This window comes from Enterococcus sp. DIV0183, from assembly GCF_050541505.1.
In the GTDB taxonomy this organism is placed as follows: domain Bacteria; phylum Bacillota; class Bacilli; order Lactobacillales; family Enterococcaceae; genus Enterococcus; species Enterococcus faecalis.
Map to the genome: position 1 here is coordinate 2,513,253 of NZ_CP172932.1, position 22,511 is coordinate 2,535,763.

19 protein-coding genes and 1 other annotated feature are annotated in these 22,511 nt (G+C 39.4%); of the genes, 3 read left to right on the forward strand and 16 right to left on the reverse strand.

Annotation, left to right across the window (positions count from 1 at the left end):
- Positions 1-423: 423 nt before the first annotated feature.
- From IGK72_RS12175 to IGK72_RS12220, 10 genes are all read right to left on the reverse strand, one after another.
- Entirely contained in the window at positions 424-4,692 is a 4,269-nt protein-coding gene (locus tag IGK72_RS12175; RefSeq protein ID WP_430608814.1) for a WxL domain-containing protein, read from the reverse strand.
- The gene (locus IGK72_RS12180; protein WP_047648951.1) at positions 4,679-5,041 is read right to left on the reverse strand and encodes an LPXTG cell wall anchor domain-containing protein; all 363 of its coding nucleotides are present in this window, start codon (positions 5,039-5,041) and stop codon (positions 4,679-4,681) included. The genes IGK72_RS12175 and IGK72_RS12180 overlap by 14 nt, the downstream gene beginning before the upstream one ends.
- A gap of 363 nt (positions 5,042-5,404) precedes the next feature.
- Positions 5,405-6,016: a YktB family protein gene (locus IGK72_RS12185; protein ID WP_002359064.1), complete on the reverse strand. Its 612-nt coding sequence runs from the start codon at positions 6,014-6,016 to the stop codon at positions 5,405-5,407.
- A gap of 34 nt (positions 6,017-6,050) precedes the next feature.
- The gene (locus IGK72_RS12190) at positions 6,051-6,608 is read right to left on the reverse strand and encodes a GNAT family N-acetyltransferase (RefSeq protein ID WP_070416079.1); all 558 of its coding nucleotides are present in this window, start codon (positions 6,606-6,608) and stop codon (positions 6,051-6,053) included.
- A gap of 85 nt (positions 6,609-6,693) precedes the next feature.
- The gene (gene pepT / locus IGK72_RS12195) at positions 6,694-7,914 is read right to left on the reverse strand and encodes a peptidase T (RefSeq protein ID WP_023894562.1); all 1,221 of its coding nucleotides are present in this window, start codon (positions 7,912-7,914) and stop codon (positions 6,694-6,696) included.
- A 21-nt stretch (positions 7,915-7,935) separates the two neighbouring features.
- On the reverse strand, positions 7,936-9,579 hold the full coding sequence (locus IGK72_RS12200) for a peptide ABC transporter substrate-binding protein (RefSeq protein WP_023894563.1): 1,644 nt from the start codon (positions 9,577-9,579) through the stop codon (positions 7,936-7,938).
- Positions 9,580-9,628: 49 nt separating this feature from the next.
- Positions 9,629-9,874 (reverse strand) — a binding site (T-box leader).
- Positions 9,875-10,021: 147 nt separating this feature from the next.
- Complete coding sequence (locus tag IGK72_RS12205) at positions 10,022-10,975, reverse strand: siderophore ABC transporter substrate-binding protein (protein ID WP_002375576.1); 954 nt, start codon at positions 10,973-10,975, stop codon at positions 10,022-10,024.
- Between the two features lie 38 nt (positions 10,976-11,013).
- Complete coding sequence (locus IGK72_RS12210; RefSeq protein WP_002354962.1) at positions 11,014-11,769, reverse strand: ABC transporter ATP-binding protein; 756 nt, start codon at positions 11,767-11,769, stop codon at positions 11,014-11,016.
- Positions 11,766-12,731 carry an iron chelate uptake ABC transporter family permease subunit gene (locus tag IGK72_RS12215; protein ID WP_002367415.1) on the reverse strand — a complete coding sequence of 322 codons (966 nt, stop codon included), beginning with the start codon at positions 12,729-12,731 and terminating at the stop codon, positions 11,766-11,768. Before IGK72_RS12215 ends, IGK72_RS12210 begins: the two co-directional genes overlap by 4 nt.
- Positions 12,728-13,675 (reverse strand): ABC transporter permease, encoded by a 948-nt coding sequence (locus IGK72_RS12220; RefSeq protein WP_002354960.1) that lies wholly within the window; start codon positions 13,673-13,675, stop codon positions 12,728-12,730. The genes IGK72_RS12215 and IGK72_RS12220 overlap by 4 nt, the downstream gene beginning before the upstream one ends.
- 184 nt (positions 13,676-13,859) lie before the next feature.
- Between IGK72_RS12220 and IGK72_RS12225 the strand changes: the two genes are divergently transcribed.
- Positions 13,860-14,312 (forward strand): YueI family protein, encoded by a 453-nt coding sequence (locus IGK72_RS12225; RefSeq protein ID WP_002359057.1) that lies wholly within the window; start codon positions 13,860-13,862, stop codon positions 14,310-14,312.
- A 184-nt stretch (positions 14,313-14,496) separates the two neighbouring features.
- Here IGK72_RS12225 and IGK72_RS12230 read toward each other — a convergent pair whose 3' ends face one another.
- Positions 14,497-14,598, reverse strand: a complete 102-nt coding sequence (locus IGK72_RS12230; protein WP_021164442.1) for a putative holin-like toxin — start codon at positions 14,596-14,598, stop codon at positions 14,497-14,499.
- Positions 14,599-14,787: 189 nt separating this feature from the next.
- Complete coding sequence (gene gshAB, locus IGK72_RS12235) at positions 14,788-17,058, reverse strand: bifunctional glutamate--cysteine ligase/glutathione synthetase (protein WP_002368430.1); 2,271 nt, start codon at positions 17,056-17,058, stop codon at positions 14,788-14,790.
- Between the two features lie 170 nt (positions 17,059-17,228).
- Between gshAB and IGK72_RS12240 the strand changes: the two genes are divergently transcribed.
- Both IGK72_RS12240 and IGK72_RS12245 read left to right on the forward strand, forming a co-directional pair.
- Positions 17,229-17,729 carry a cysteine hydrolase family protein gene (locus tag IGK72_RS12240; protein ID WP_023894564.1) on the forward strand — a complete coding sequence of 167 codons (501 nt, stop codon included), beginning with the start codon at positions 17,229-17,231 and terminating at the stop codon, positions 17,727-17,729.
- 510 nt (positions 17,730-18,239) lie between these two features.
- Entirely contained in the window at positions 18,240-19,136 is an 897-nt protein-coding gene (locus IGK72_RS12245; protein ID WP_002368434.1) for a YitT family protein, read from the forward strand.
- 50 nt (positions 19,137-19,186) lie between these two features.
- Here the strand turns inward: IGK72_RS12245 and IGK72_RS12250 are convergent, their stop codons facing one another.
- From IGK72_RS12250 to IGK72_RS12265, 4 genes are all read right to left on the reverse strand, one after another.
- The gene (locus IGK72_RS12250; protein ID WP_002354951.1) at positions 19,187-19,585 is read right to left on the reverse strand and encodes a VOC family protein; all 399 of its coding nucleotides are present in this window, start codon (positions 19,583-19,585) and stop codon (positions 19,187-19,189) included.
- A gap of 119 nt (positions 19,586-19,704) precedes the next feature.
- Positions 19,705-20,190, reverse strand: a complete 486-nt coding sequence (locus IGK72_RS12255; RefSeq protein ID WP_002381091.1) for a cupin domain-containing protein — start codon at positions 20,188-20,190, stop codon at positions 19,705-19,707.
- Positions 20,191-20,349: 159 nt separating this feature from the next.
- Positions 20,350-21,678 carry a signal recognition particle-docking protein FtsY gene (ftsY, locus tag IGK72_RS12260; RefSeq protein ID WP_002385216.1) on the reverse strand — a complete coding sequence of 443 codons (1,329 nt, stop codon included), beginning with the start codon at positions 21,676-21,678 and terminating at the stop codon, positions 20,350-20,352.
- 2 nt (positions 21,679-21,680) lie between these two features.
- A complete protein-coding gene (locus IGK72_RS12265) occupies positions 21,681-22,508 on the reverse strand; it encodes a Cof-type HAD-IIB family hydrolase (RefSeq protein ID WP_002354948.1) in 828 nt (275 codons plus the stop codon).
- Positions 22,509-22,511: the final 3 nt, after the last annotated feature.

Genomic DNA, 22,511 nt, shown 5'->3' on the forward strand with positions numbered 1-22,511 from the left:
TGCCCCTTGTCCCTTCGTACAGGGCGCAAGGGTCAGTCGTGATAGCTTGTGCTGAACCACCTCTTAGGTGAGTTCCTTGTTGGAAGTAACTTTTGCCATTTTTGATTCATGCTATTCTCCTTTTTATGTATTGATTTATTGTTCATTGGTATATGTACAGCTTTTAATTTTCTCCATTATTCTATCAAAAAAAAGGCGGCCCTGAAATTTTAAATTTTGCTACAGCTAAGCTACTTTTCTGATGATTCCTATTATACCAAGGCGGAAGAGCACTTTTTCACTGGAAAAACACTCGAAAATTAAGAGAATCTGCCATTTTGCTACTGATTTTCAGCCAAATTCCTTAATTTACATAAACAAAAGCTCAAAATGTTAGTGTTTGATACTAACATTTTGAGCTTTCCTCATGATAACTTAACTATTTTAAGGACCTGTAACTAAGTTCCACGTAACTGCGGCTTGGTATTGTTGCCCTTTGACTCCTTGGTTGGCTGGCACTTCAAGTTTGACATTGTTGAAGGTGAAGTCCAACTGACAAATATTACTCCCAGTGAATTGCTGGTTGGCAATAATCCTAGTGGCCGTGTTGTTGGCATTCAAACTAATGGCACTCGTAGTACCGACCGCATTTTTCAACTCGGTAGGTTGGTTGTAATTTGAGAAACTCGAAACAGGAGCCGCCCCTAACAATAAGCGGGTCGCTGTAGGCAAGCTGTCTGTCGCTGATTTTGGTTGTGACAGCTGCGCCGTTAAGCTCCAATTCGGTTGGGTTTTCTTGATTCGCAGATAGGGATTGCGTGTGCCATTGCCATAATAATCAGCGGCTTTTTTCAGGCCATGTTGCTTTGTAGCGCTAGCAACGTCAACTTGACCAAAATTGAAGGTTGGAACACTGATGAAGCCTTCAGCCGTTGGTGTTACAATTGCTTGATCATTGTCTTTCACACGTACGGTGGCCGAAGTAGAAACACCACTGTAATTCCCACTGGTGGTAATCCCAGCGCGCAAGACTTGCCCCGCTGTCCCCGTCGCTTTCGTAGTGAACTGAACCGTGGCAGATTTTCCTACGGGAATGTCAGTGCCTAAGCTAACACCATTGGTCCACGTAGTCGCTGTGACGGGAACTGTTTTTGCGGTTCCGCCAGCTGGCGTGACAATCATGGCGGTTGGTGCTGCTAAGCCGGTTGTCCAAGCGGTTGATTTCTTGATGGTCGCCGTGGTTAGTGGCGCTTGGCTTGTATTGGTAATTGTGGCACGCCAGGTGACATTGCCGCCGCTAGTCACGGTTTCAGCGGTAGTGCGAGTTAAAGCGACACTTGCTTTCGGCACTTCTTCCTTATACATCGCCGTCATGTCGTCATTGCCATCAAAGGTTGTATTGTATGTTGGCGTAGTGCTGGTTGTTAAAGTAGTAGGCTTGGTTTTACCTTTGTACCAGCCTTGGAAAGTATAGGTCTTGCCACCTGCGGTATAAGTTGCTGGCAAGGCTTTTTCGGCTGTATACTTGAAGGTGTTGCTAGTCATGGGAATCTGGTTCCCCTGCGTGAATCCTGTTGGTGGCGTGATTTTAGTGCCGTTGGTGTCCACGAAGTTTTCGGTGACTTGTTTACGAGTGACTTTGTAGTTTACGGTTTGCTTGTAGTCTGGAGTACCATCAAACCCGAATAATCTTGAAAAACTGCCACTTTCTGCTAACAATAACATTTTGGGAACTATATGCGAAAACGTTCCATTTCCCCAAATTGATTTTATCGCAAAAGTGTTATCTGTTTGCTTAACAAATGTTTTATCAATAGGATTTAATTCTGTCTGAGAAGTATTGTTTGGTTTGCCCCCAATGTCCGAAACTCCAGTATAATCGTACATTGTAGTGTGCGTGTCAGTAGTTTCTATCTTGTCAACATATTTCATTTGATTGGTAATATCCAAGTTATTTAATGCGTACCCTCTATTAGCAATGTCAGCAGGCATGGCTGTCCAATAATTATTTGGTACTGCAACACTACTCGTTGTTTCAATCTTATACTTATTTGTCACTGTTGTATCGCGCTTACCTACCATTGGGTAAAAGGCGCCCTTCGTTTCAAAAACAGTAGTGCCTGTCTTTCTGAGAAACTCAGTATAATTTCCAGAAAGAGTTAGCGAATTAGTAAAAGCTTTGCCTTGTTCATCAACAAATTGCGCATAGAACCCTGGATAAACAGCTGTTACTTCTTCATACACCACATTCAAATCATCATTATCATTATAGGTTACCCCATAACTTGGTGCTTTCGTCGTGGTTAAAGGCTCGGTTTTGGTTTTCCCTTTGTACCAGCCTTTGAACTTGTAGGTCTTACCGCCTGTTGTGTAGGTATCAGGTAAGGTACCTGCTTGTTTGAAGGTGTATGGGTCACTGGTAATCGCTGTTTGTTTTCCTTGGGTGAAACCTGTTGGTGGTGTAATTTTGGCACCGCTTGTGTCTACGAAGTTTTCGGTGACTTTGCGGTTGGTTAAATAGTAGTAGACAGGTTTATCTATTACATAATAGACGGCTGTATTTGATATCAGATCGGGATTATAGACAATCTCTCGCAAGTAAGCAGGCACCTGAACATCGATTGGTGCTGCTGGAATCGGTTTGTTAAAAACAAACGATTGGTTCCCACTTTTCTTTAGTTCAAACCAGCTAGAAAGATTTTTGTGTAAGCCTTCAACAGATGGTTCTGAACTATTATTATTTTGGATATTTGGAAACAGGTAGCCTGCATCAAAAGTACCACTCTTGTTATAAACACTGATTTTCCCATAGTATTTGGGCAGTGTAAAGGTTAAATTAGCCGCACTATATTGTGTACTTCGATCACTCAGTATTTCAAGAGATTGCGCAGGATAAGCAATTTCCTTCAAATTGTTTTTGGTTGGTGCAACTTGACCTTTTTCAAGACTGACTGTTTTCCAGTCATTGACATTATTTGTTAACAACTCCCCACGCCATTTGTCATAAGTCAACCCAATTGTTGAAGCATCTACTCGTTTGCCAGACTCGTCCACGAACCCGAATTGATAGGTCAGCGCTGGGAAGTCAAAAAACTCAATCGCCTCATACACCACCGTCAAATCATCATCATTGTTATAAGTCACCGCATAGCTTGGTGCTTTGGTGGTGGTCAAGGTGTTTGGCTTGGTTTTGCCTTTGTACCAACCTTTGAACTTATAGGTTTTGCCGTCTGCTTGATAGGTATCTGGCAAGGTGCCACTTTGTTTAAAAGTGTACGCTTCACTATTAATAACCGTTCGCTTTCCTTGTGTGAATCCTGATGGTGGTGTAATTTTTTGTCCGTTACTATTAACAAAATTCTCATAAAGCTTTTTGTAATAAATATAATAATTAATAGTAGCACCAGAATTCCCTTTATTGAACTGTCCTGTTGTTCCTACAAGATTGTCACTAAACATAATATTGGTGCTTACTCCGCTATTAGAACTACGATTCGTTATACGCCATGTCTTACCAGTCGCTTTAGTAAAGTTATATGTTGAAATATCATAGTTACTTCTCGTATAAGTTGTTGATGTGTACGCTCTGGAAGTCATCACACCTGTTCGGCTGTCTGGAAGTGTTGCTTTAGGTGGTGCTAACACAATTTTATCAATTCTATTGGTGGTAGCTGTAGCAAAATTAATCGCAATATCGTTACTAAAGAAAAACCACGAACCCCCGTTACTAGTACCTATATTTTTTAGTCCTGTATCAAACCTATAAAGCCCACTACCAGCATTTGTCATAGTTAAAGGATATCTTAACAGCGTCCCTTCTACTCTCGAATTGGTTGATTTAAATAATACTGGGTTTATGGAAAGACTCATTTGTTCCTTACTAGCCACTCCATCCTCATCGTAAAATTTTAAATTCCCTTTCAAACCTAAGTTACCAGAAAATCTATCCACATACGTCATTTCATTTCGTCTATTCACTGCGCCAAATCCATTAAATCGAATCGTGGAATCGATATATTTTTTTTCGTTGTGTGTACCCGAAGTAATTCTTGTCTGAAAATACAATGTTTTGATATACCCAGTATTTCCAGAAGTTCGCCCGTGTAGACGATTGATAAATGCAGTGACCGTCCTAGTCGACTCTGTCCAAACAAAATATTCGCCACCACTATTGGCATTATGAGAGCCTTCTCCTATAACTACATTTTGTTCCTCGGGGCCAACTTTGATAATAACTGACGTTGGTCTAGTCATTCCAGCTGCCAATTTTGATTCAATTCGAATCGGACCAACAATATCTGAATTTGTATCATCTGTTGTAATATTTTCCAGTTTCATTCGATAATCAACTACATCGTTAAGACGAACCGTGGTTCTATTCGTGGTTCCTGTAGCTGCCCAGACAAATGCTCTAGGCATAATTTTCGCTTGAATACCAGATGGTTCCAGCAGATTTTCTTCTTGAGCTATTTCCGTTGTATCTTCTTGTTCCACTGTTTCCTGTGTCACTTCTTCCCGACTCGTTTCAGTCGTTTCTTGACTGCTTTCCGTACTTTCTGGCGTTGCGCTACTTGCTGATGTTGCTTCCTTAGCGCTACTTGCTACTGTCGGACTACTTTCTTCCGCAACTGCGGTCACGCCAGAAAAAGCGTTAATCACTAAAGAACTACACAAGCCAATGGTTGCTAATCGTTGCCACTTAGTTTGCTTCATGTCGTCCCTTCTTTCTCTGGACCATTCCGACAAGACCAATCAAGACAAGACCAAGAATGCTAAGATTTGCCTGACTCTTGCTCCCTGTACGAGGGAGCTGCGAGCCAGTTGTGGTGGTCTGTGTCGAACCACCACTTCGTTGATCTCCTTGCGGAGGACCAGCTGGTTCCTTGGGATCAGCAGCTGGCTCATCTGTTTTCGGTGGGGCATCTTTAGGAGCGGGTGTTGCCGGATTTTGGTAAAATTCAATTCCCACCGAACTAGAACCACCCTCAGATGCTTCAACATTTATAAAAAAACTAGGGGAAAATAGTAAACACGCAATTATTAAATAACGCTTTTTTTTCATTTAAAAACCTCCTTTTAACTCATTCACATTCTTCTATACAAAGAATGCGTAAACAACCTTTTTCATACCTTTATAATAGCAAAGAACTCTTTGTTCAAAACATCATTTTTTTCATTTGACAACATCTATTCGCGAAAATCCCTTATTAAGCAAGGGTTACTACTCTTGTTATTTAAGTAAAAAGGCTATCAAAACGTACTTTTTCATAGAAATCAGCCAGTCATCCCTTAATTTTTTTCAAAAAAACTACAGAAAAGCTCACAATGTTAGTAATTAAAACTAACATTGTGAGCTTTTCTCATTTTTGACGATTGGATAATTCGATAAAATAACACTAAAACACAAAATAACTGTCTGTTTCTCTTATTGGGCAACAGCTAATTGATACAATGGCAGGAGTTGTTGATAGGTTGCCAACATATAAGCGCGTGCTTTTTCAGGGTTTTGCCACAAGTCACTATCTTTGGGAATGATGCGCCCAATTTCAAACTCACCTTTTTTTACATCTCTAAAACGAGTTAAGGCTTTTTCTAAATCCGTTTCTGGCAGCGGAGTAATTTGAGGAACCGTATGATCCAAGGAAACATACGTATCTTCTGGTAATGCTTGGAATAATTGCTGATTCTCTAAAAAGGCTTGCGCAATCTGCTTTTCATTTTTAGGATTATCAATGAATGACAACCACATAAACACATAGTCGCCCCAAATGCCTAATTGAAAATGCGGCTGCATTTTATACCCGCGCTTATTCGGACTAAGTGCTGACCAAGTATTTTCTGGCGGATACACGGTGCGACGGCGATGTTGCGCAATATGGACAAACAACTCCGTTCCTAGTTCAGGCGCTAGTTGTTCGGCAAAATACGTGTCTAATTCTTGAAAAATAGGTTGAATTTGCGCACGGATAACCGCCATTCGTTCATCTAATCCAGCAACTTCAAAGGCTGCGAATTCTTTTTCTGTAAACATCAACATTTCTCTAATTCCTCTCTTAACTTGTCTTCCGCTTCTATTTTTGTCGATTTTGCCATGTTTCCAGTGTCATCCCACGATAAACATCTGTGACAATTTTCCCTTTACTAATTCGAGCATTGGGTAGTGTTCCTTCGTAGGTAAAACCAATTTTCTCCATGACACGACCAGAAGCTGGATTGTCTTGATCATGTAAAGCAAAGATTCTCATGAGTTTCATTTTTGCAAAACCCAGTTCAACTAACGCCGTCGCGGCTTCAGGCATGTAGCCATTGCCCCAAAAGGCACGGTTCAAGACATAGCCTAATTCTCCAATATTATTGGTTTCATTGACCCGCAAATCAATCGTGCCAATCATTTTGCCCGTTTCTTTCACTTCAATCCCATATTTTCCTAAAGGTTGCCCCATAAAAAATTTAGCAATGTTTTGTCTTGTTTCAGCGATTGTTTGGTTTTTCAAAAACACATAGCGGACCGTTTCCTCATCTGAAGCATATTCGTACATATCCTCTGCATCGGCTAATGTGACGGACCTTAAAATCAAGCGTTCGGTTTCGATTCGTTGGTTTTCTGCAAAAATCAATGGATAATTCATGAGCAAAACTCCCTACTTTTCTACATACTTTACCGAAAAACAGCGAAACACGCAAGGAAAATCGGCATTTCCCTTGCGTGTTTCTTTAATTAGCGTTTAAGCGAATGATGGCAATGATCGTCTGAACAGCTTTGGCCATTGATTCAACGGTAATGAATTCATATTGCCCATGAAAATTCTCGCCACCTGTAAATAGATTAGGCGTGGGAATGCCCATGAAAGAAATCTTAGAACCATCTGTCCCGCCACGAAATGGTGTGATGATTGGTTCAATGTCACAACTTTCCATTGCTTGGACGGCCAATTCTACAGGAGTCCAATCTTTTTCGATGATTTCCTTCATATTATAGTATTGGTCTTGGAAAGTAATTGTTAGTCTGGGTTTATCCGCCAGCGCATTTAAACGTTGGACTTGTTTTTCCAAAAATTGCTTTCTCGCTTGAAAGTTTTCTTGATCATGATCCCGAATGATATAGACAAGTTCTGCTTTTTCAATACTTCCTGTAAATTTATTGAGTAAATAAAATCCTTCATTTCCACGTGTTTGTTCTGGCACTTCCTTTTGCGGTAGTGATTGATCAAGTTGTTCGCCTAATTTAATGGCATTTATTAACGAACCATAGGCCGTTCCCGGATGGACACTGGTTCCCTCAATTGTTATCACAGCTTGAGCAGCGTTAAACGTTTCATACTCGAAATGCCCCACGCGGCCACTGTCAATCGTATACGCAAAAGCGACTGGGAAGTTCGGCGCATCAAATTGATCGGCCCCGCGTCCAATCTCTTCATCTGGACCGAAGGCGAGCCAAACATCCCCCCGCGCTACTTCTGGATGTGCCAAAAAATACTCAATAGCAGCTAATATCTCGACAATTCCCGCTTTGTCATCTGCTCCTAAAAGTGTGGTTCCGTCTGTAGTAATCAACGTTTCCCCTTGATACTCTTTTAAATTGGGAAATTCAGCAACCGATAAAACGATGCCTTGTTCTTGATTCAAGAGGACATCTTGGCCATCATAATTAGTGATGACTTGGGGACGAATATTTTCTGCTGAAAAATCCGCCGTATCCAGATGTGCAATCAACCCAATACTCTTCGCTGCAGGTTGGTTACCCGGCAACCGTGCCGTTAAAAAGCCGTTTTTTTCGTTATAATGCACATCGGCCAAGCCTAATTCATGAAGTTCTGTTTCAATCATTTTGGCTAAAACCACTTGACCGACCGTCGTCGGTGTGGTTTGACTGTTGGCATCTGAACGGGTGTTAACTTTCACGTAAGTTAAAAATCGTTCGACTAATTTTTCCATTTTTTGCTCCTTCTTCCTGAATCATTCTGTTAAATAGGCATTGCGCAAGTGGAAATAATCCCCATACAAGTGATAACTAATGCCTTTCAATTTAGGATTGATTAGATAATTTGAGGCACTTTGATACAGCGGTACTTGGGCAGCATCTTGGTTCAACAAGATGTCTTCCGCTTCTTTGTATTCTGCAAACTGTTTCTCTGGATTATTGGCATTAATCGTTCGTGCATCTTCTACCAATTGGTCGTATTTGGCATTATGATAATTGCCATAATTGTAACTTGATTCTCCTGCATATAAGTTAAAGTAAGAGTCTAATTCACTACTGCCGGCAATCCATCCTGAAAGAGACAACTCATAATTTTTTTCACGTCGCGATTGGTTCACATTATTACTTGGTTGCGATGAAATGGTAATTTCTAAACCTGGCAGATTTTCTTGCAACTGACTTTGAACATATTCAGCAATTCGTTTTCCTTGATCTGTATCTGCCGCCAGCAAGGAAAGTTTCACTTTTTTACCGACATCCGCTTGGGCTTTCGTCCATTCAGCTTGGGCTTTTTTGACATCATTTTTCAAATACTCGCCACTGTAAGCTCGGAAATCTTCATCTGTTTCTGGATTCGCATAAAGTTTACTTGGAATCAATCCGTTGAGGGGTTTTGACCCATCGTTTAAGACACTTTGTGTTAAGGCTTCTTTATCAATTGCTTGGCCAATCGCTTTTCGTAAATGAACATTCGCTAATGGCGTTCCTTCTTTTTTGTTGAAATCTAAGAAGTAGTTGGCCACATCTGGATGACTGACATAGCCTGGATCCTCTTGATATTGTTGAACATATTGTCCATTAATGCGAACTAAGTCTAGTTCATTCGCTTGATATAAATTAATCCCAGTATTATCTTCTTTGATTGTGCTAACCGCAACTTCTTCCAGTTTCACTTGATCCGCATCATAGTATTCTGGATTTTTTTTCAATGTCCAAGTATCTGAAGTCGCATCCCAATTGGCTAGCGTAAATGGCCCGCTATAAAGTAAATGTTCACTATCCAAGGCGTAATCTTTGCCTTGCGCTTCGACAAATTTTTGACTTTGTGGCGCTAACCAAGCAATCGAAACGACTGCTAAGAAGGAAGGTTGGGCCTGTTTTAATTCAACAATGAATTCTTTGTCATTAGGGGCTGAAATCCCTAATTCATCGACTGACTTTTCACCGTTGCGTATTTCAAAACTATTTTTAACACTGTCTAGTAAATAGGCATTCGGTCCAATCGTCGCTGGTGTCACCAGTTTTTTCCAAGAATAAACAAAATCTTGGGCCGTGATTGGCTCGCCGTTGCTCCACTTAATCCCCTCCCGCAAGGTAAAGTGGTACTTGCGTCCATCGTCACTAATCTTGACATCTTTAGCTAGAGCTGGCACCGTGGCACTATCATCATCAAACCGATAAAGGCCTTCAAATAAATGTTGTGCCATTGTAAAGGTATTTTTATCTGTTGTTTGTGTTGTATCCAATGTTGAGATTGGTGCAGGTGAACTAATACTGATTTTTTGTTCAGCTGCTAAATTTCCCGAATCTACTTTCTCTGCCGCTTCTTTGGTTCCGCCACATGCGGCTAAAAGAAACCCTGTTGCAATCAAACCTACTACTTTTTTCCCCAATTTCATGTTGTTGCCCCCTCATATTTTTTAAACAAATAAAAAAAGCATTCGTCCTAAAAAGGACGAATGCTTATGCAATCGCGGTACCACCTTTGTTGATCTCTTCGCTAAAAAAGATCCGCTCGTTTCCAGTACAATCATACTGTAGCGCTATAACAGGCGCACCTGAATTGGTTTAAGCAAACGGCTTCAACCAACCTGTTCAAAGGCCATTTTCCCCTTTAACGTCACTACCTCTTCTCACCAAACGAGGCTCTCTGCAAGCTATTTTAAAAAGTACTTTCCTTCTCATCACATTTTGTTCTTTTATTTGTTTCATCAATCATACTGATTTACGGATAGTTTAGCAAACATTTTCGAGGCCGTCAACCACATTTTTAATTTAAAACTTTTTTGATTTTCATCAAAAAAAGAAAAGAGGTTTCAATCCCTCTTTTCTAAAACAATTTTACTCTAATCCTTTTTTAACATCTTCTATCATCAAATGCATTGATTCTAATCCACCACCGCTTAGATACCAAACATCTGGTTGAAGCATAATGACTTTATCATTTTTACCAGCATCGGTTTTTTGAATCAATTCGTTTGCAGCGACGTTATCTTTTGAATCGTCGCCACCAATTGCTTTGGTGCGATCTACCACAAAGAGAATCCCAGGATTTTTTTCTAAAACATATTCGTAAGAAACACTTTGCCCATGAGTGGAAGCTTCAATCTTATCGTCTGCTGCTTTGAAGCCAAATGTATCATGAATTAAACCGAAACGAGAGCCTTTTCCGTAAGCGGAAAGTTGTCCTTCGTTAACTAACACAACAAGCGCATTATTCGCGCTAGCTTCTGCTTGTTTTTTCACGTCAGCAATTTCTTTTTCTAAGCCAGTTATTTTTTCTTTAGCTACCTCTTCTTTATCAAAAATAGTGCCCAACGTTTCGATATTTTGTTTCGTTGATGCCCAAGGATTTTTGGCATCTACAGCTAAGTAAATGGTTGGCGCAATGGCTTTTAATTGTTCTTGATAATCTTGTTGACGACCAGAAATAATAATTAAGTCTGGTTTTAGTTGATTGATTTTTTCTAAATCTGGTTCTTTAATGCCGCCTGCTGATTCAACTTTTTGGTATTTTTCCAAATACGCAGGGATATTTTTAGTTGGCGCACCTACCACGCGGTCACCGACACCTAGTGCATCCATTGTATCCAAGGAACCATTATCAAAAACAACGACTTTCTTAGGATTTTTGGGAACGGTTAATTGACCATTGGTGTCTTTGACTGTGACTTCCGTTTTAGCTGTTGTTTCTGTTGTTGCAGAATCTGCTGTTTTTTTATTTGTTTGACAAGCACTTAACATCAACAGTCCCATCATTGAAACTGCCATCATTGCTAAAAATTTCTTTTTCATTCTTTTCCTCCAAAAACGTTATTTTTAAATTGCCCGATTTAGTGATAAAGACAAAAGCGTTTTCCTTCAATTTCACAAATCCGGATATTCATTTCATAAAGATCATTTAAAATACTTGTTTGAATAACTTCTTCTGTTGCGCCATGCGCATAGAGCTTTCCGCCTTTCATGGCGACAATTTCATCTGCATAGCTTGCGGCAAAATTAATATCATGTAGAACAATCAGAATCGTTTTTCCTAGTTCATCTACTAAGCGTTTAAGAATCTGCATCATTTGAACCGCATAATTCATGTCGAGGTTATTTAAGGGCTCATCCAATAAAATATAATCGGTATCTTGGGCTAAAATCATGGCAATATACGCCCGTTGTAATTGCCCTCCAGAAAGGGTATCAATGTATTCTTCCGCCATTTCAGTTAAGCCCAATTGTTCCAGTGCTTCTGTTACTTTTTCATGGTCAGCGCTTTTTAAGCGACCTTTGGAATAAGGAAAGCGGCCAAAATTGACTAGTTCTCGCACAGTTAATTTAAGTTGTACACCGTTGGCTTGTTTTAAAAGGGCAATTTTTTGTGAAAAAGCTGATTGCTTCCAGGTTTTTACTTCTTGCTTGTCCAGATAAATTTCCCCGGTATCTTTGGGAATTAAACGACTCATCATGGCTAGCAGCGTGCTTTTCCCAGCGCCATTTGGCCCAATAAAGGCCGTTAATTTGCCTTCAGAAATAGGTAAATCAATGTCTGAAACGACAAATTTATCGCCATATTTTTTTGATACATCACTCATCTGGATCATGTGCGTTGCTTCCTTTCTGCAATAATTTTCCATATAAAATAAACGCCCCCAACAAATTGAATCACGACACTGAGCGGGGTATTCAAATGAAAGACCTGTTCAACCATCAATTGGCCGAACACCAGTAAAAAGACTGCTATTAAACTCCCTGCCACAAACAGTTCTCGGTGGCGATAGGTTTTCATGAATTGATAACTCATATTGGCCACGATAAAACCTAAAAATGTAATCGGTCCCACTAATGCTGTTGATAAGCCGACCAGACTACTGATCAAACACAACAACACTAATTGAAACTGATTCACAGCAATCCCCAAATTCTGGGCTTGATGGTTCCCTAAATGTAAAACGTCTAAACGGTAACTTTCCCGCCAAAGTATCCCACAAATTATGAGTACCGCCACACCAACGAAAACGAGATACTGACTATTGACGTTACCAAAACTGGCAAACAACTTTCCTTGGAGTAAGTCGTATTCGTTAGGATCCATAATCACTTGTAAAAACGTACTAATACTACTGAAAAAAGTACCTAAAATCATGCCAATCATCAATAATAAAAATAAATCGGATTGATTTTTGCGTAATAGAAAATACGATAAACTAGTACTTAAAAACACCATTAAAAAGACGTTCATCAAAAACGACCCAAGACTTACTTGACCTAACGCTTGTGCGCCTCCTAAAAGAAAAAATAACACCGTCTGCACAAAGACATACAAGGAATCCATCCCTAAAATGTTTGGCGTTAGGAAATGATTTTGCGTGACTGTTTGAAAACTAATAGTTGAAAAAGCCGCAGCGATTCCAACAAAAATAAAAGCCAATAACTTTTTCCCTCGTAACGCCAAAGCAAAGGACCAATTGCCATACGTGTTATAAGTTAAATAACAAAGGCTCACAATTACTACGGCAGCTAAAAGCAAAAGTAATGAAAGCCATTTTTTTAAAGGCCGTTTCATTGTTTGCGCCCCCTTAGTAATAATAAAATGAACAAAATGCTCCCTAATGTTCCGACAACCACGCTGACAGGAATTTCATAGGGGGCAATCAATACTCGTGCTAAAATATCACAGATTAACAAGAACAAACTCCCGCAAATCCCAGTTAACCACAAGGTATTTTTCATATGATCGCCATAACGTAAAGACACGAGATTAGGAATCACAACCCCTAAAAACGGAATATTCCCCACCATCAATAAAACGATGGCACTTGCTAAAGCAACCAGCGTCAAACCTAAAAACTGAATTCGCTGGTAATGGACGCCAAGACTATTTGCAAATGCTTCACCCATACCAACGACAGTGAAATGATAAGCAAATAAATAAATAACAAACCACAAAGGAATCATTAAGAATAACCATTCATAATTCCCTTTCATAACTGTGGAAAAATTTCCTTGTAACCAAGCAGACATATTTTGAACCAATTGGTATTGATAGGCAAAAAATGTGGCAATTGAGCCTAGAATGTTACCAAACATCACGCCCACCAAAGGGACCATCACTTGATTCTTACTTGGTAATAATCGAATGAGCGCTAAGAATAACAAGGTCCCGCTTAGCGCAAAAATAAAAGCAATTGCCGTTCGATAGAGAAACGGAGCTGTTGGGAAAAATAACATTGCGACTAAAATACCCAACCTTGCACTATCGGTTGTTCCAGCGACACTAGGAGCGACAAATTTATTTTGTGTGAGTTGCTGCATAATCAATCCAGAAATACTCATCGTACTACCAGCAATGATTAAACTCAACGTGCGGGGAACACGGGTGGTAAATAAAACAAATTGTTGCTGCGCATCTAATTGAAACAACTGAGAAAGTGCAATGTCCTTCACCCCTATCACTAATGACAATAAACTGAAAAGTAATAGTAGAACAAACAAACCAATCTTTTTCATGAGAAAACTCCATTTTTATTTAATTGAGAATGATTCTCATTCTTAGTTACAGTGTATGAGAAAACCATCACAAATGCAACCACTTTTTTTCCTTTATTAAAAACTTCTTCTCAAGCCGACTGACCAACGACTTATCTAAGATATGCTATAATGGAGGGAAACGTTAGGAAAGGAGTGTTACTGAATGGCGAATGATGACTTACAACAACGTCTGGATAAAGGAATGTACGGTACGCCCCTCGTTAATCCTGAAGAACAACACAAATACATGGGCACATTTCGTGAACGCTGCCGTCTCTCCATGACCGTCGCTGAAATGAAAGATGCACAGAACCAAAAACATTTATTAGAAGAATTAGCGAAGCATCCTGAAGTTACAGTACTTTTAAATGGCGAAATCTCTTCTGACCTGCAAAGTACCTATATTAAATTATTAAATCAGCATGGCGCAACCTTTAAGATTGTTAACAATTTTGTGGAGAACAACCCTGACTCTCTCGGCTTACTGTTAGCTGAAAAACATGCAGTCGATGAACCTGTGATTGACGTTACAGAAAAATATCCTCAAGCAACCGAAACGCCAAAAGAAGAGCCAACAGCTAAAAAAGGCTTTTGGCAAAAACTATTTCACTCATAAAAAGCTCAAGGAAAGTTATGAGCGCTTCCATTTATAATAGAATTATGCTATTATGAAAATGAAAAAGAGAGGTATGCGGGTACATACCTCTCTTTTATACCAGCGCCAGTTATAAGAACTGGTGGCTTACTGAGTTAAGTTTTTATTACTGTTTAACCGTTCGGCCTGTCAAGCTTATGAACGGTTATTTTTTATCGTTTTTCGTTGCTTCAAGGATACCGAAAATCAGTAACGCAACAAGGGTTGCAAAACTAATCATCAATTCCAATGTCGCTTCGATTGACAAAAAAAATGCTCCTTTCGTTAAAGTGCATCGGATACACATAGGCATCACCTGCCTCTCTAACTCAGAGCCACCGTCATACAACTTTCATTGGTAATAGTTTTAGTATAACCTATTGGGTTCACCAAGAAAACGTTTTTATAAAGAATACCGCCAAAAAATCTATTATGAATTTTTTGGCGGTATTCTTTTTTATTGAACCACTTCTGGGTATAAAAGTTTTAAAACGTCCATTGTTAAACGGCGTCCTTTTCCAGCGTAAGGATACACATGCATGTGCATGGCTGGATTAAAGTTTGCTTCGATAATCCCGTACGTTAAGCTATCACGTGTGCCTTTTACGTCTTTGTCAGGAATGATTAAATCAATGCCACAAATTTTGGCTCCTAAAGCAGCTACGGCCTCAATGGCGATTTGTTTATAACTATCATCAATGACATCGGTCATATCAATCGAATCCCCGCCCGTGCTAACATTAGAATTTTCTCGCAAGTACACGATTTGCTCTTTTTCTGGCACAGAATAGATAGTTAAACCTTGTTCTTTCAACATTAGTTTTTCTAAATCATTTAACTGGATTAATTCTAGTGGTGCACGGTGATTGGTTCCCCGCAATGGATCACTATTTTTAGCGGCCACCAATTCTTCTACAGTATGTTTGCCATCTCCGGTAACATTGGCTGGCACGCGCAACATGATGGCTTTTACATCATTATCTAACACAAAGAACCGATATTCTGTTCCAGGTAAAAATTCTTCAATTAAAACCGCTGTGTCCTCTTTAAAAGCAATCCGTAACGCTTCCGTAAAGTCTTCCAACGAAGCGCCTTCTTTAAAAATGGTAATTCCTAAACCGTAATTCGTTGATTTTGGTTTCACGACAAACGCTTTATTGGCATAGCGCAAATGTGCTTCTTGTGCCTCAATAAAAGATGAAAATTCTTCACCGCCAGGCACATGGAAACCTGCTGCAGACAAAATTTTCTTTGTCACGGTTTTGTTTTCCATAATCAATGGTACCACGTAGTTATCTTTGCTAGTCATGTTGGCATTTTTGACGTATTCAATGTGCTCGCCATGTTGCAGTTTCAAAAATTGCTCTTGTTCATCTAAAATTTCGATTTCCAGACCTTTTTGAATCGCATCAAATAAGAAAATTTGTGTGGATAATTCCATCTCACGGAAACCAGCTAATTGATAAGGGCGTTCAAAGGCCATACTTTGATATTGGTTTCCAAAAATATTACCCAATTCACTGTTGGAGTTTTCTTGAATAATCGTCCACATTTTGCCAGAAACGGTGTCTTGTGGATTCCGCAGTTGTTGATAATACTTACCGACAACTTCTTTGCCTTTGCGAATGCCTAGAGCATCTAACATATCAATCATTTCTGAAAAAATCCGATCGCCTTCTGCAATTAACTTAATCGTTTCATGAGGATGACCAAGAGCCACTTGTTCATTAAAAATATCCCCAGTTTTCACCCATTCATCCGCTTCTTCTTTTTCATCTGTCCACAATAAATACAACATGAAATAATGTAAGAAATCCACGGTATCTTCCACAATGCCTAAACGTGAAAAAGGATTTAAGTCTAAATTACGCAACTCGATATAGCGAATACCTGTTTTAGGCAGATCAGACATTTGTTTCCCGCCACGTAAGCGCACAGGCGCATAAAATTCTTTTTCTTCAGAAAGTAAACCATTTTCCACCATGCGATGAATATCTTCTAAATAGCGTTCCAATGAGGCATACGATACTTTCACATTGTCATGATTTCTGTAGCCATACGTACTATTCCGAATACTGCGAATAGGTTCTTGCGGTTGGTCGTCGTAGACCCTAAAGTAGCCGTCTTCACTAACTGGCGAAGCCCCAAAAAGATACGTAATTAACCAACGATAACGTAAAAAGTTACGGGCAACTTTCATGTACACTTTCGTTTTAAATTGTTTGCAATCTGTCACTTCGGATTGTTCATCATATAATTGCTGAATCAGGGCTTGGTCATATTCAAAATTAAAATGAATTCCGCTGACCATTTGTTTTCGTTTGCCATACTCTTTTGCCAAATAACGACGATATAACACCGCATCATATTGATCTAATTTAGCAATTTTAATCTCTTCATCTTTTGTTGGTAATTGTGGCGGCATACTTAATGGCCACAGCATTTCATCTTCTGGAATCGAACGACGAGCCACATCGTGAATGGCATCTAAAAAACGAAGCATTTCTGTGCCGCTATTTGCTACAGGCGTGATTAGTTCTAATTGTGTTTCACTAAAATCTGTTTGAATATATGGATGATAAGAACGGTTACCAAAAACCGTGGGATGATCAGTTGTCGCTAAAAGCCCTTCTCGTGTACTACGTTGGTTTTCTTTTTCTAAACCAAAACGAGCCATCAATACGTAAGGACGAACATTTTTCTTTTGCATTAATTCTCTATAATTCATCTTGTCGCCTTTCTTTCTACAAACTATCTGTTTCTCTTACTATTATATAGGAAAACGAGTAAATATGCTGTTTTTTTGAACGTTCGCTTGGGAATTTTCGAGACACTTTTAGAGAGCGCCTTTTTCCGTTATACTGAAAACAACTAGTTTATAGAAAGTGGGGATTGCTCATGAAAAATCGTGCATTACTTTTAATTGACTTTCAAAAAGGCATCGAAAGTCCGACGCAGCAATTGTACCGTCTACCAGCAGTGTTGGATAAAGTCAATCAGCGTATTGCTGTCTACCGCCAACACCATGCGCCCATTATTTTTGTTCAACATGAAGAAACCGAATTACCTTTTGGCTCAGACTCTTGGCAACTTTTTGAAAAACTGGATGCACAACCTACAGATTTTTTCATCCGCAAAACACATGCGAATGCCTTTTACCAAACAAATTTAAATGATTTATTGACGGAACAAGCCATTCAAACGTTAGAAATTGCTGGTGTCCAAACCGAGTTTTGTGTGGACACTACAATTCGGATGGCTCATGGTTTAGGCTATACGTGTTTGATGACACCGAAAACCACTTCCACCTTGGATAATGGGCATTTAACCGCGGCACAAATTATCCAACATCATGAAGCTATTTGGGCTGGCCGCTTTTTGACTTTTTTGAGCCTGTGACAAAAATCACTTTGGATTTTTGTTCCGGGCTCAAAACCTGATAAACGGCGGGAACAGAACCAACACTACGCGTTGCTTCGATCTCAACAACTTCTAAGAGCTAAAGCTCTAAGAGTTGAAGGTCCTTCGGAAATAAGCCGAAATTGTTGAGAATCACGAAGAACGTAGTGATTCGATGATGAACAATACCTACTTGGTCTCCAAAAATTAAAGAGCAATTTTCGGAAATTTCTTCTTATTGCTGATTAACATCTATTTGCAAAGCAAATAGATGTTAATCAGTACCTACTTGGTTCTCGGAGCTAAACGGTTCTGTCCCGACCTCTTTTCCAAAAAATTGTTTGTTCACTATGTTTTCTTGTCGTATTTCATGTTAGTATAAGGAAAAAGTGTTCAGTTGATTAGTTGAAGATTTAGAGTGTGGGACATAAGTCGATTAGGCTTGTCTCTCATGTTCTGTCTTTTTTTATGTCATCATTCACTAAACTAATAAATAATTGGAGGTATTTTATGAACAAATTTTTTACAGCCCAACGTTTAAAAGACACCGCCTATGTAACAGTCGGTGCATTCATTTTGGCCATTTCAATCAATGCGGTCTTATTGCCAAATAAACTTGTCGCAGGCGGAGCCAATGGCATTAGTATTGTTATTAATTATGTTTTCGGGATTAGTCCCGCCATTGTTCTTTACGCCATCAATATTCCTCTTTTAGTGCTTTGTTTCTTACTTCTTGGGAAAGAGGTCGGTGTCAAAACCATTTATGGCAGTCTTATTTATCCATTTTTTGTAGGAATTACTTCAGGGATGCCTGTTTTAACACATAATATTTTTCTAGCAGCATTATTTGGCGGTATTATTACAGGTGCTGGCCTAGGCTTGGTTTTCCGTGGCAATGCTTCAACTGGTGGGACAGCAATCATTTCACAAATTGTCAATAAATACTTCAAAGTTTCCTTAGGTATTGCTATTTTATTCGTCGATGGTTTAGTCATTTTATCAGCAATGTATGCTTTTAATGCAGATATTGTGCTATTCTCTTTAATTTGTTTATTTACAATTGGTCGTGTCGTTGACATGATTCAAGTTGGTCTGGTTCGCTCGAAGAATGTGATGATTATTTCACCAAAATATGTCGCTATTCAAGAACGCTTATTACGTGAACTAGATAAAGGTGTGACCTTGGTGCCAATCGAAGGCGGTTATCGAAGCGCGAAAGGCATGCTCTTAATGACTGTCATTCGTGAAAAAGATTTTCCCCGCTTAAAAGAAGCCATTCTTGATATTGATGAAGAAGCTTTTTTGATTTCAATGAGTGCGAGTGAAGTCTACGGAAAAGGATTTAGCTTGAAAAAAGTAGCTGATTCTTATGGCGTTGAAGCTACTAATGCCAATAATTTACAATAGTTTTTTGTAGGAAAAGAGCCGCAAAATCTGTAGAGATTTTGCGGCTCTTTTTACATCTTCATCCAGACAGGTTCTAAGCTATTGCCATCCAAATCTTGCACCTCTAAGCCATACATTTGCTCTTCTGGTATTCCCATATCAACTCGGTAACAGTTGCCTCCGTTAGCTTTGGCGGTTTCGCCAAACTGTTTTACGGCTTCGGCACTCTCTAAACTAAAGGAAATTAATGCTCCACTGGTTGTTTGCGCATCAATAATTTGCTTTTCTTGGATAAATTTTCCATAAAAGTCATGGTTCAACAACATAATCCAAAATTGATCATCCCACATCATCGAACTAGCTTCCTCTGTTGAAAATTCCTCGTTCTTTTTGAATCCAAGTTTTTCATAAAAGGCTGTAGAACGTTGGACATCCGCTACTGGGAAGTTAACAAAAACCATTGTGCCCATGTGATTCATCCCTCTCTTTTAATCATCTACGACAGCTAACTGTGCGTTGCGACAAAATCAACAAGCTTGTTTGATTTATACTAGCATATTCATAAAAGAAATGTTACTAAAACGTTTTCTTAAGGTAATTCTCGATAAGCCAAGTGCTGAATGATTTCACTATGTTGTGGATAATCGTTTAACAATTCCGCTTGAGTAAATAACTCGAAGTCTTCAAACTCAAAGCCTGGTGTAACTACACAACTGACTAACGCAAATCCTGTCGCTACTGTAGAACCAAAGATTGTACCGGCAGGAACTGAGAACGAAAGCTGTTGTCCTTGAACTAAGTCTTTCCCTAACTGAACAGCTTGATACGTTCCATCAGGAAAAATACAGTGAACGGTTAACGGCTGACCATCGTGAAAAAACCATAATTCATCCGCTTTTAAACGATGAAAATGTGACGGACTTTCTGTATTTAATAGAAACAAAATCGCTGTATGCAACGCCCGTTCGCCTCGTTTGGTCGGAATCAATTGTTCACTTTTATTGGTTTGTTTAAAATAACCGCCCTCAGGATGCGCTTCTAATCCTAACTTCTCAATCCACATTTGTTCTGTCATCTTCTCCCTCACTCCTTCATTTTTTTCAGAAACAATTTAGAAAGAACTTAGAACATCCGTCCTAATCCTAAAATAAACGGCGGGACAGGAGTAGCTTCTTCATTCTTGAAGCTAAATACTCCTGTCCCACGTTCTTCCCAAACCTGTTATTTTCTACAACTAAACATCTTTTAATAAGCCTTTAAATAAGCCCATTGCGAAATCGTTGGCATTAAATGGTTCTAAATCGTTAATGCCTTCACCTAGACCAACTAATTTCACTGGCAAGTGTAATTCATTCCGAATAGCAATGACAATACCACCTTTGGCTGTTCCGTCTAGTTTGGTTAAAACTAAGCCAGTGACATCGGTTGTTTCTTTGAACTGTTTGGCTTGTGTCATCGCATTTTGCCCAGTAGTTGCGTCCACGACTAAGAGAACTTCGTGAGGCGCATCTGGAATTTCTCGTTGGATGACTCGTTTGATTTTTTCTAATTCTTTCATTAAGTTGACTTTATTTTGTAAACGACCTGCTGTATCCACTAGCAAAACATCGGCCTGTTCTGCTTTGGCACGTTCCACTGCATCGAAAACGACCGCTGCTGGATCGCCGCCAGCATTCCCACGCACAACTTCAACGCCAGCCCGTTCACCCCAAACAACTAATTGATCGATGGCGCCCGCTCGGAACGTATCGGCAGCGGCCATTAAAACTTTCTTTCCTTCCAACTTGTATTGATGGGCTAATTTACCAATGCTGGTTGTTTTACCAACTCCATTAACACCAACAAATAAAATCACGGTTAAGCCATTTGGCTGTAAGTTAATCGCATTATTTTCATTAATTCCTGCTTCTTCATACAAATCAACCATTTTTTCAATGATGGTATTTTGAACTTGAGCTGGTTTTTTCACGTTTCGCAGTTTCACTTCTTGTCGCAAGGCTTCTGTAATTTTTAAGGATGTATCAAAGCCTACGTCTGCACCAATTAACGTTTCTTCTAATTCTTCAAAGAAATCTTCATCAACGCTCCGGAAATTAGCAAACAATTCGTTCAACCGTTGACCAAATGTCTTACGTGTTTTTTCCAAACCTTTTTCATATTTTTCTTGGACTTGTTCTTCTTTCGACTCTTCAATTTCTTCTGAAACCTGCGTGTCTGTTGGTTCTGCCAACGGAGTTACGACACTACTTTCTTCCTCAGGCGCTTCCACAACAACTTCTTGTGTTTCCTCTGTCAAGATTTCTTCTGGCTCTTCTTCTAACGCTTCTTCTACGCCAGCTAATTTTTCCATTTCAGCGTTGTCTGTTAAATCGGCTGTTTCTGTGACTTCTTCCGCTGTCGTTTCTGGCGTTGTTTGCGCCTCTTCTGCTGCGGTTTCTTTTGATTCAGCAGGCGCTGATTCATCACTAGGTGTTTCGTCTACTGTTTCTTCAATTATCTCTTGTTTTTCTTCTTCCTTTTTTTCAGCGGAAAAAGCTTTTTTAATTTTATCAAAAAATCCCATTCTTATTGGCCTCCTTCCAACGGCGTTAAAATATATTTTTCGACCGCTTTGGCAACGCCATCTTGGTCATTCGTGTCTGTAACGACATCTGCGGCTTCTTTAACTAATGGAATCGCATTTGCCATGGCGACACCTAAGCCAGCGTATTCGATCATCGGTAAATCATTTTCTTCGTCCCCTAGGGTCATGATTTCTTCTGCACGGATTCCTAAATCTTTGGCTAACAAGGAAATACCATAGGCTTTCGTAATCCCTTTTGGCATAAATTCTAATAAGTTATTTCGCGTTTTAATAATTTCAAAACGCTCATAAAAAGAGGCTGGAATTTCCTTGATGCGTTCATTTAAATACGCTTCATCAATCGCAACAACAACTTTATTATAAATTCGATTCGGGGTTAACTCTTCTAATTTGTAGGACTCAAAGGTTAATAATTTGTTTAGAGAACTATAAATTGAAGGATAATTAGGTGCAGAAGGCAATTGCATCACGACCTCATCGGATAAGACATCAAACGGCATGTTGAGTGTGGTTGCTAATTGGTACAGCTCATGAATCGCTTCCAAGGGCATCAATGTTTTCTCAATAATGGCCCCTGTATCATTTTTTTGAACCAATCCGCCGTTAAAAGTAATGCTATAATCGCCTTCCTCTTGTAAACCTAATTCTTCTAAGTAAGGACCAATAGCTGCCAAAGGTCGACCTGTGCAGATAACAACTTTCACGCCTGCTTGTTTCGCAGCCATCAGTGCTTGTTTATTCCGTAAAGAAATCTCTTTTTGGCTATTTAATAATGTTCCATCTAAATCAATAGCAACTAATTTTATCAAACG

What these genes read in the sequence shown, in the direction of transcription:
- IGK72_RS12175 (WP_430608814.1), bottom strand. Translation starts at nt 4,692, where the DNA reads ATGAAGCAAACTAAGTGGCAACGATTAGCAACCATTGGCTTGTGTAGT.
- IGK72_RS12180 (WP_047648951.1), bottom strand. Translation starts at nt 5,041, where the DNA reads ATGAAAAAAAAGCGTTATTTAATAATTGCGTGTTTACTATTTTCCCCT.
- IGK72_RS12185 (WP_002359064.1), bottom strand. Translation starts at nt 6,016, where the DNA reads ATGTTGATGTTTACAGAAAAAGAATTCGCAGCCTTTGAAGTTGCTGGA.
- IGK72_RS12190 (WP_070416079.1), bottom strand. Translation starts at nt 6,608, where the DNA reads ATGAATTATCCATTGATTTTTGCAGAAAACCAACGAATCGAAACCGAA.
- pepT (WP_023894562.1), bottom strand. Translation starts at nt 7,914, where the DNA reads ATGGAAAAATTAGTCGAACGATTTTTAACTTACGTGAAAGTTAACACC.
- IGK72_RS12200 (WP_023894563.1), bottom strand. Translation starts at nt 9,579, where the DNA reads ATGAAATTGGGGAAAAAAGTAGTAGGTTTGATTGCAACAGGGTTTCTT.
- IGK72_RS12205 (WP_002375576.1), bottom strand. Translation starts at nt 10,975, where the DNA reads ATGAAAAAGAAATTTTTAGCAATGATGGCAGTTTCAATGATGGGACTG.
- IGK72_RS12210 (WP_002354962.1), bottom strand. Translation starts at nt 11,769, where the DNA reads ATGATCCAGATGAGTGATGTATCAAAAAAATATGGCGATAAATTTGTC.
- IGK72_RS12215 (WP_002367415.1), bottom strand. Translation starts at nt 12,731, where the DNA reads ATGAAACGGCCTTTAAAAAAATGGCTTTCATTACTTTTGCTTTTAGCT.
- IGK72_RS12220 (WP_002354960.1), bottom strand. Translation starts at nt 13,675, where the DNA reads ATGAAAAAGATTGGTTTGTTTGTTCTACTATTACTTTTCAGTTTATTG.
- IGK72_RS12225 (WP_002359057.1), top strand. Translation starts at nt 13,860, where the DNA reads ATGGCGAATGATGACTTACAACAACGTCTGGATAAAGGAATGTACGGT.
- gshAB (WP_002368430.1), bottom strand. Translation starts at nt 17,058, where the DNA reads ATGAATTATAGAGAATTAATGCAAAAGAAAAATGTTCGTCCTTACGTA.
- IGK72_RS12240 (WP_023894564.1), top strand. Translation starts at nt 17,229, where the DNA reads ATGAAAAATCGTGCATTACTTTTAATTGACTTTCAAAAAGGCATCGAA.
- IGK72_RS12245 (WP_002368434.1), top strand. Translation starts at nt 18,240, where the DNA reads ATGAACAAATTTTTTACAGCCCAACGTTTAAAAGACACCGCCTATGTA.
- IGK72_RS12250 (WP_002354951.1), bottom strand. Translation starts at nt 19,585, where the DNA reads ATGGGCACAATGGTTTTTGTTAACTTCCCAGTAGCGGATGTCCAACGT.
- IGK72_RS12255 (WP_002381091.1), bottom strand. Translation starts at nt 20,190, where the DNA reads ATGACAGAACAAATGTGGATTGAGAAGTTAGGATTAGAAGCGCATCCT.
- ftsY (WP_002385216.1), bottom strand. Translation starts at nt 21,678, where the DNA reads ATGGGATTTTTTGATAAAATTAAAAAAGCTTTTTCCGCTGAAAAAAAG.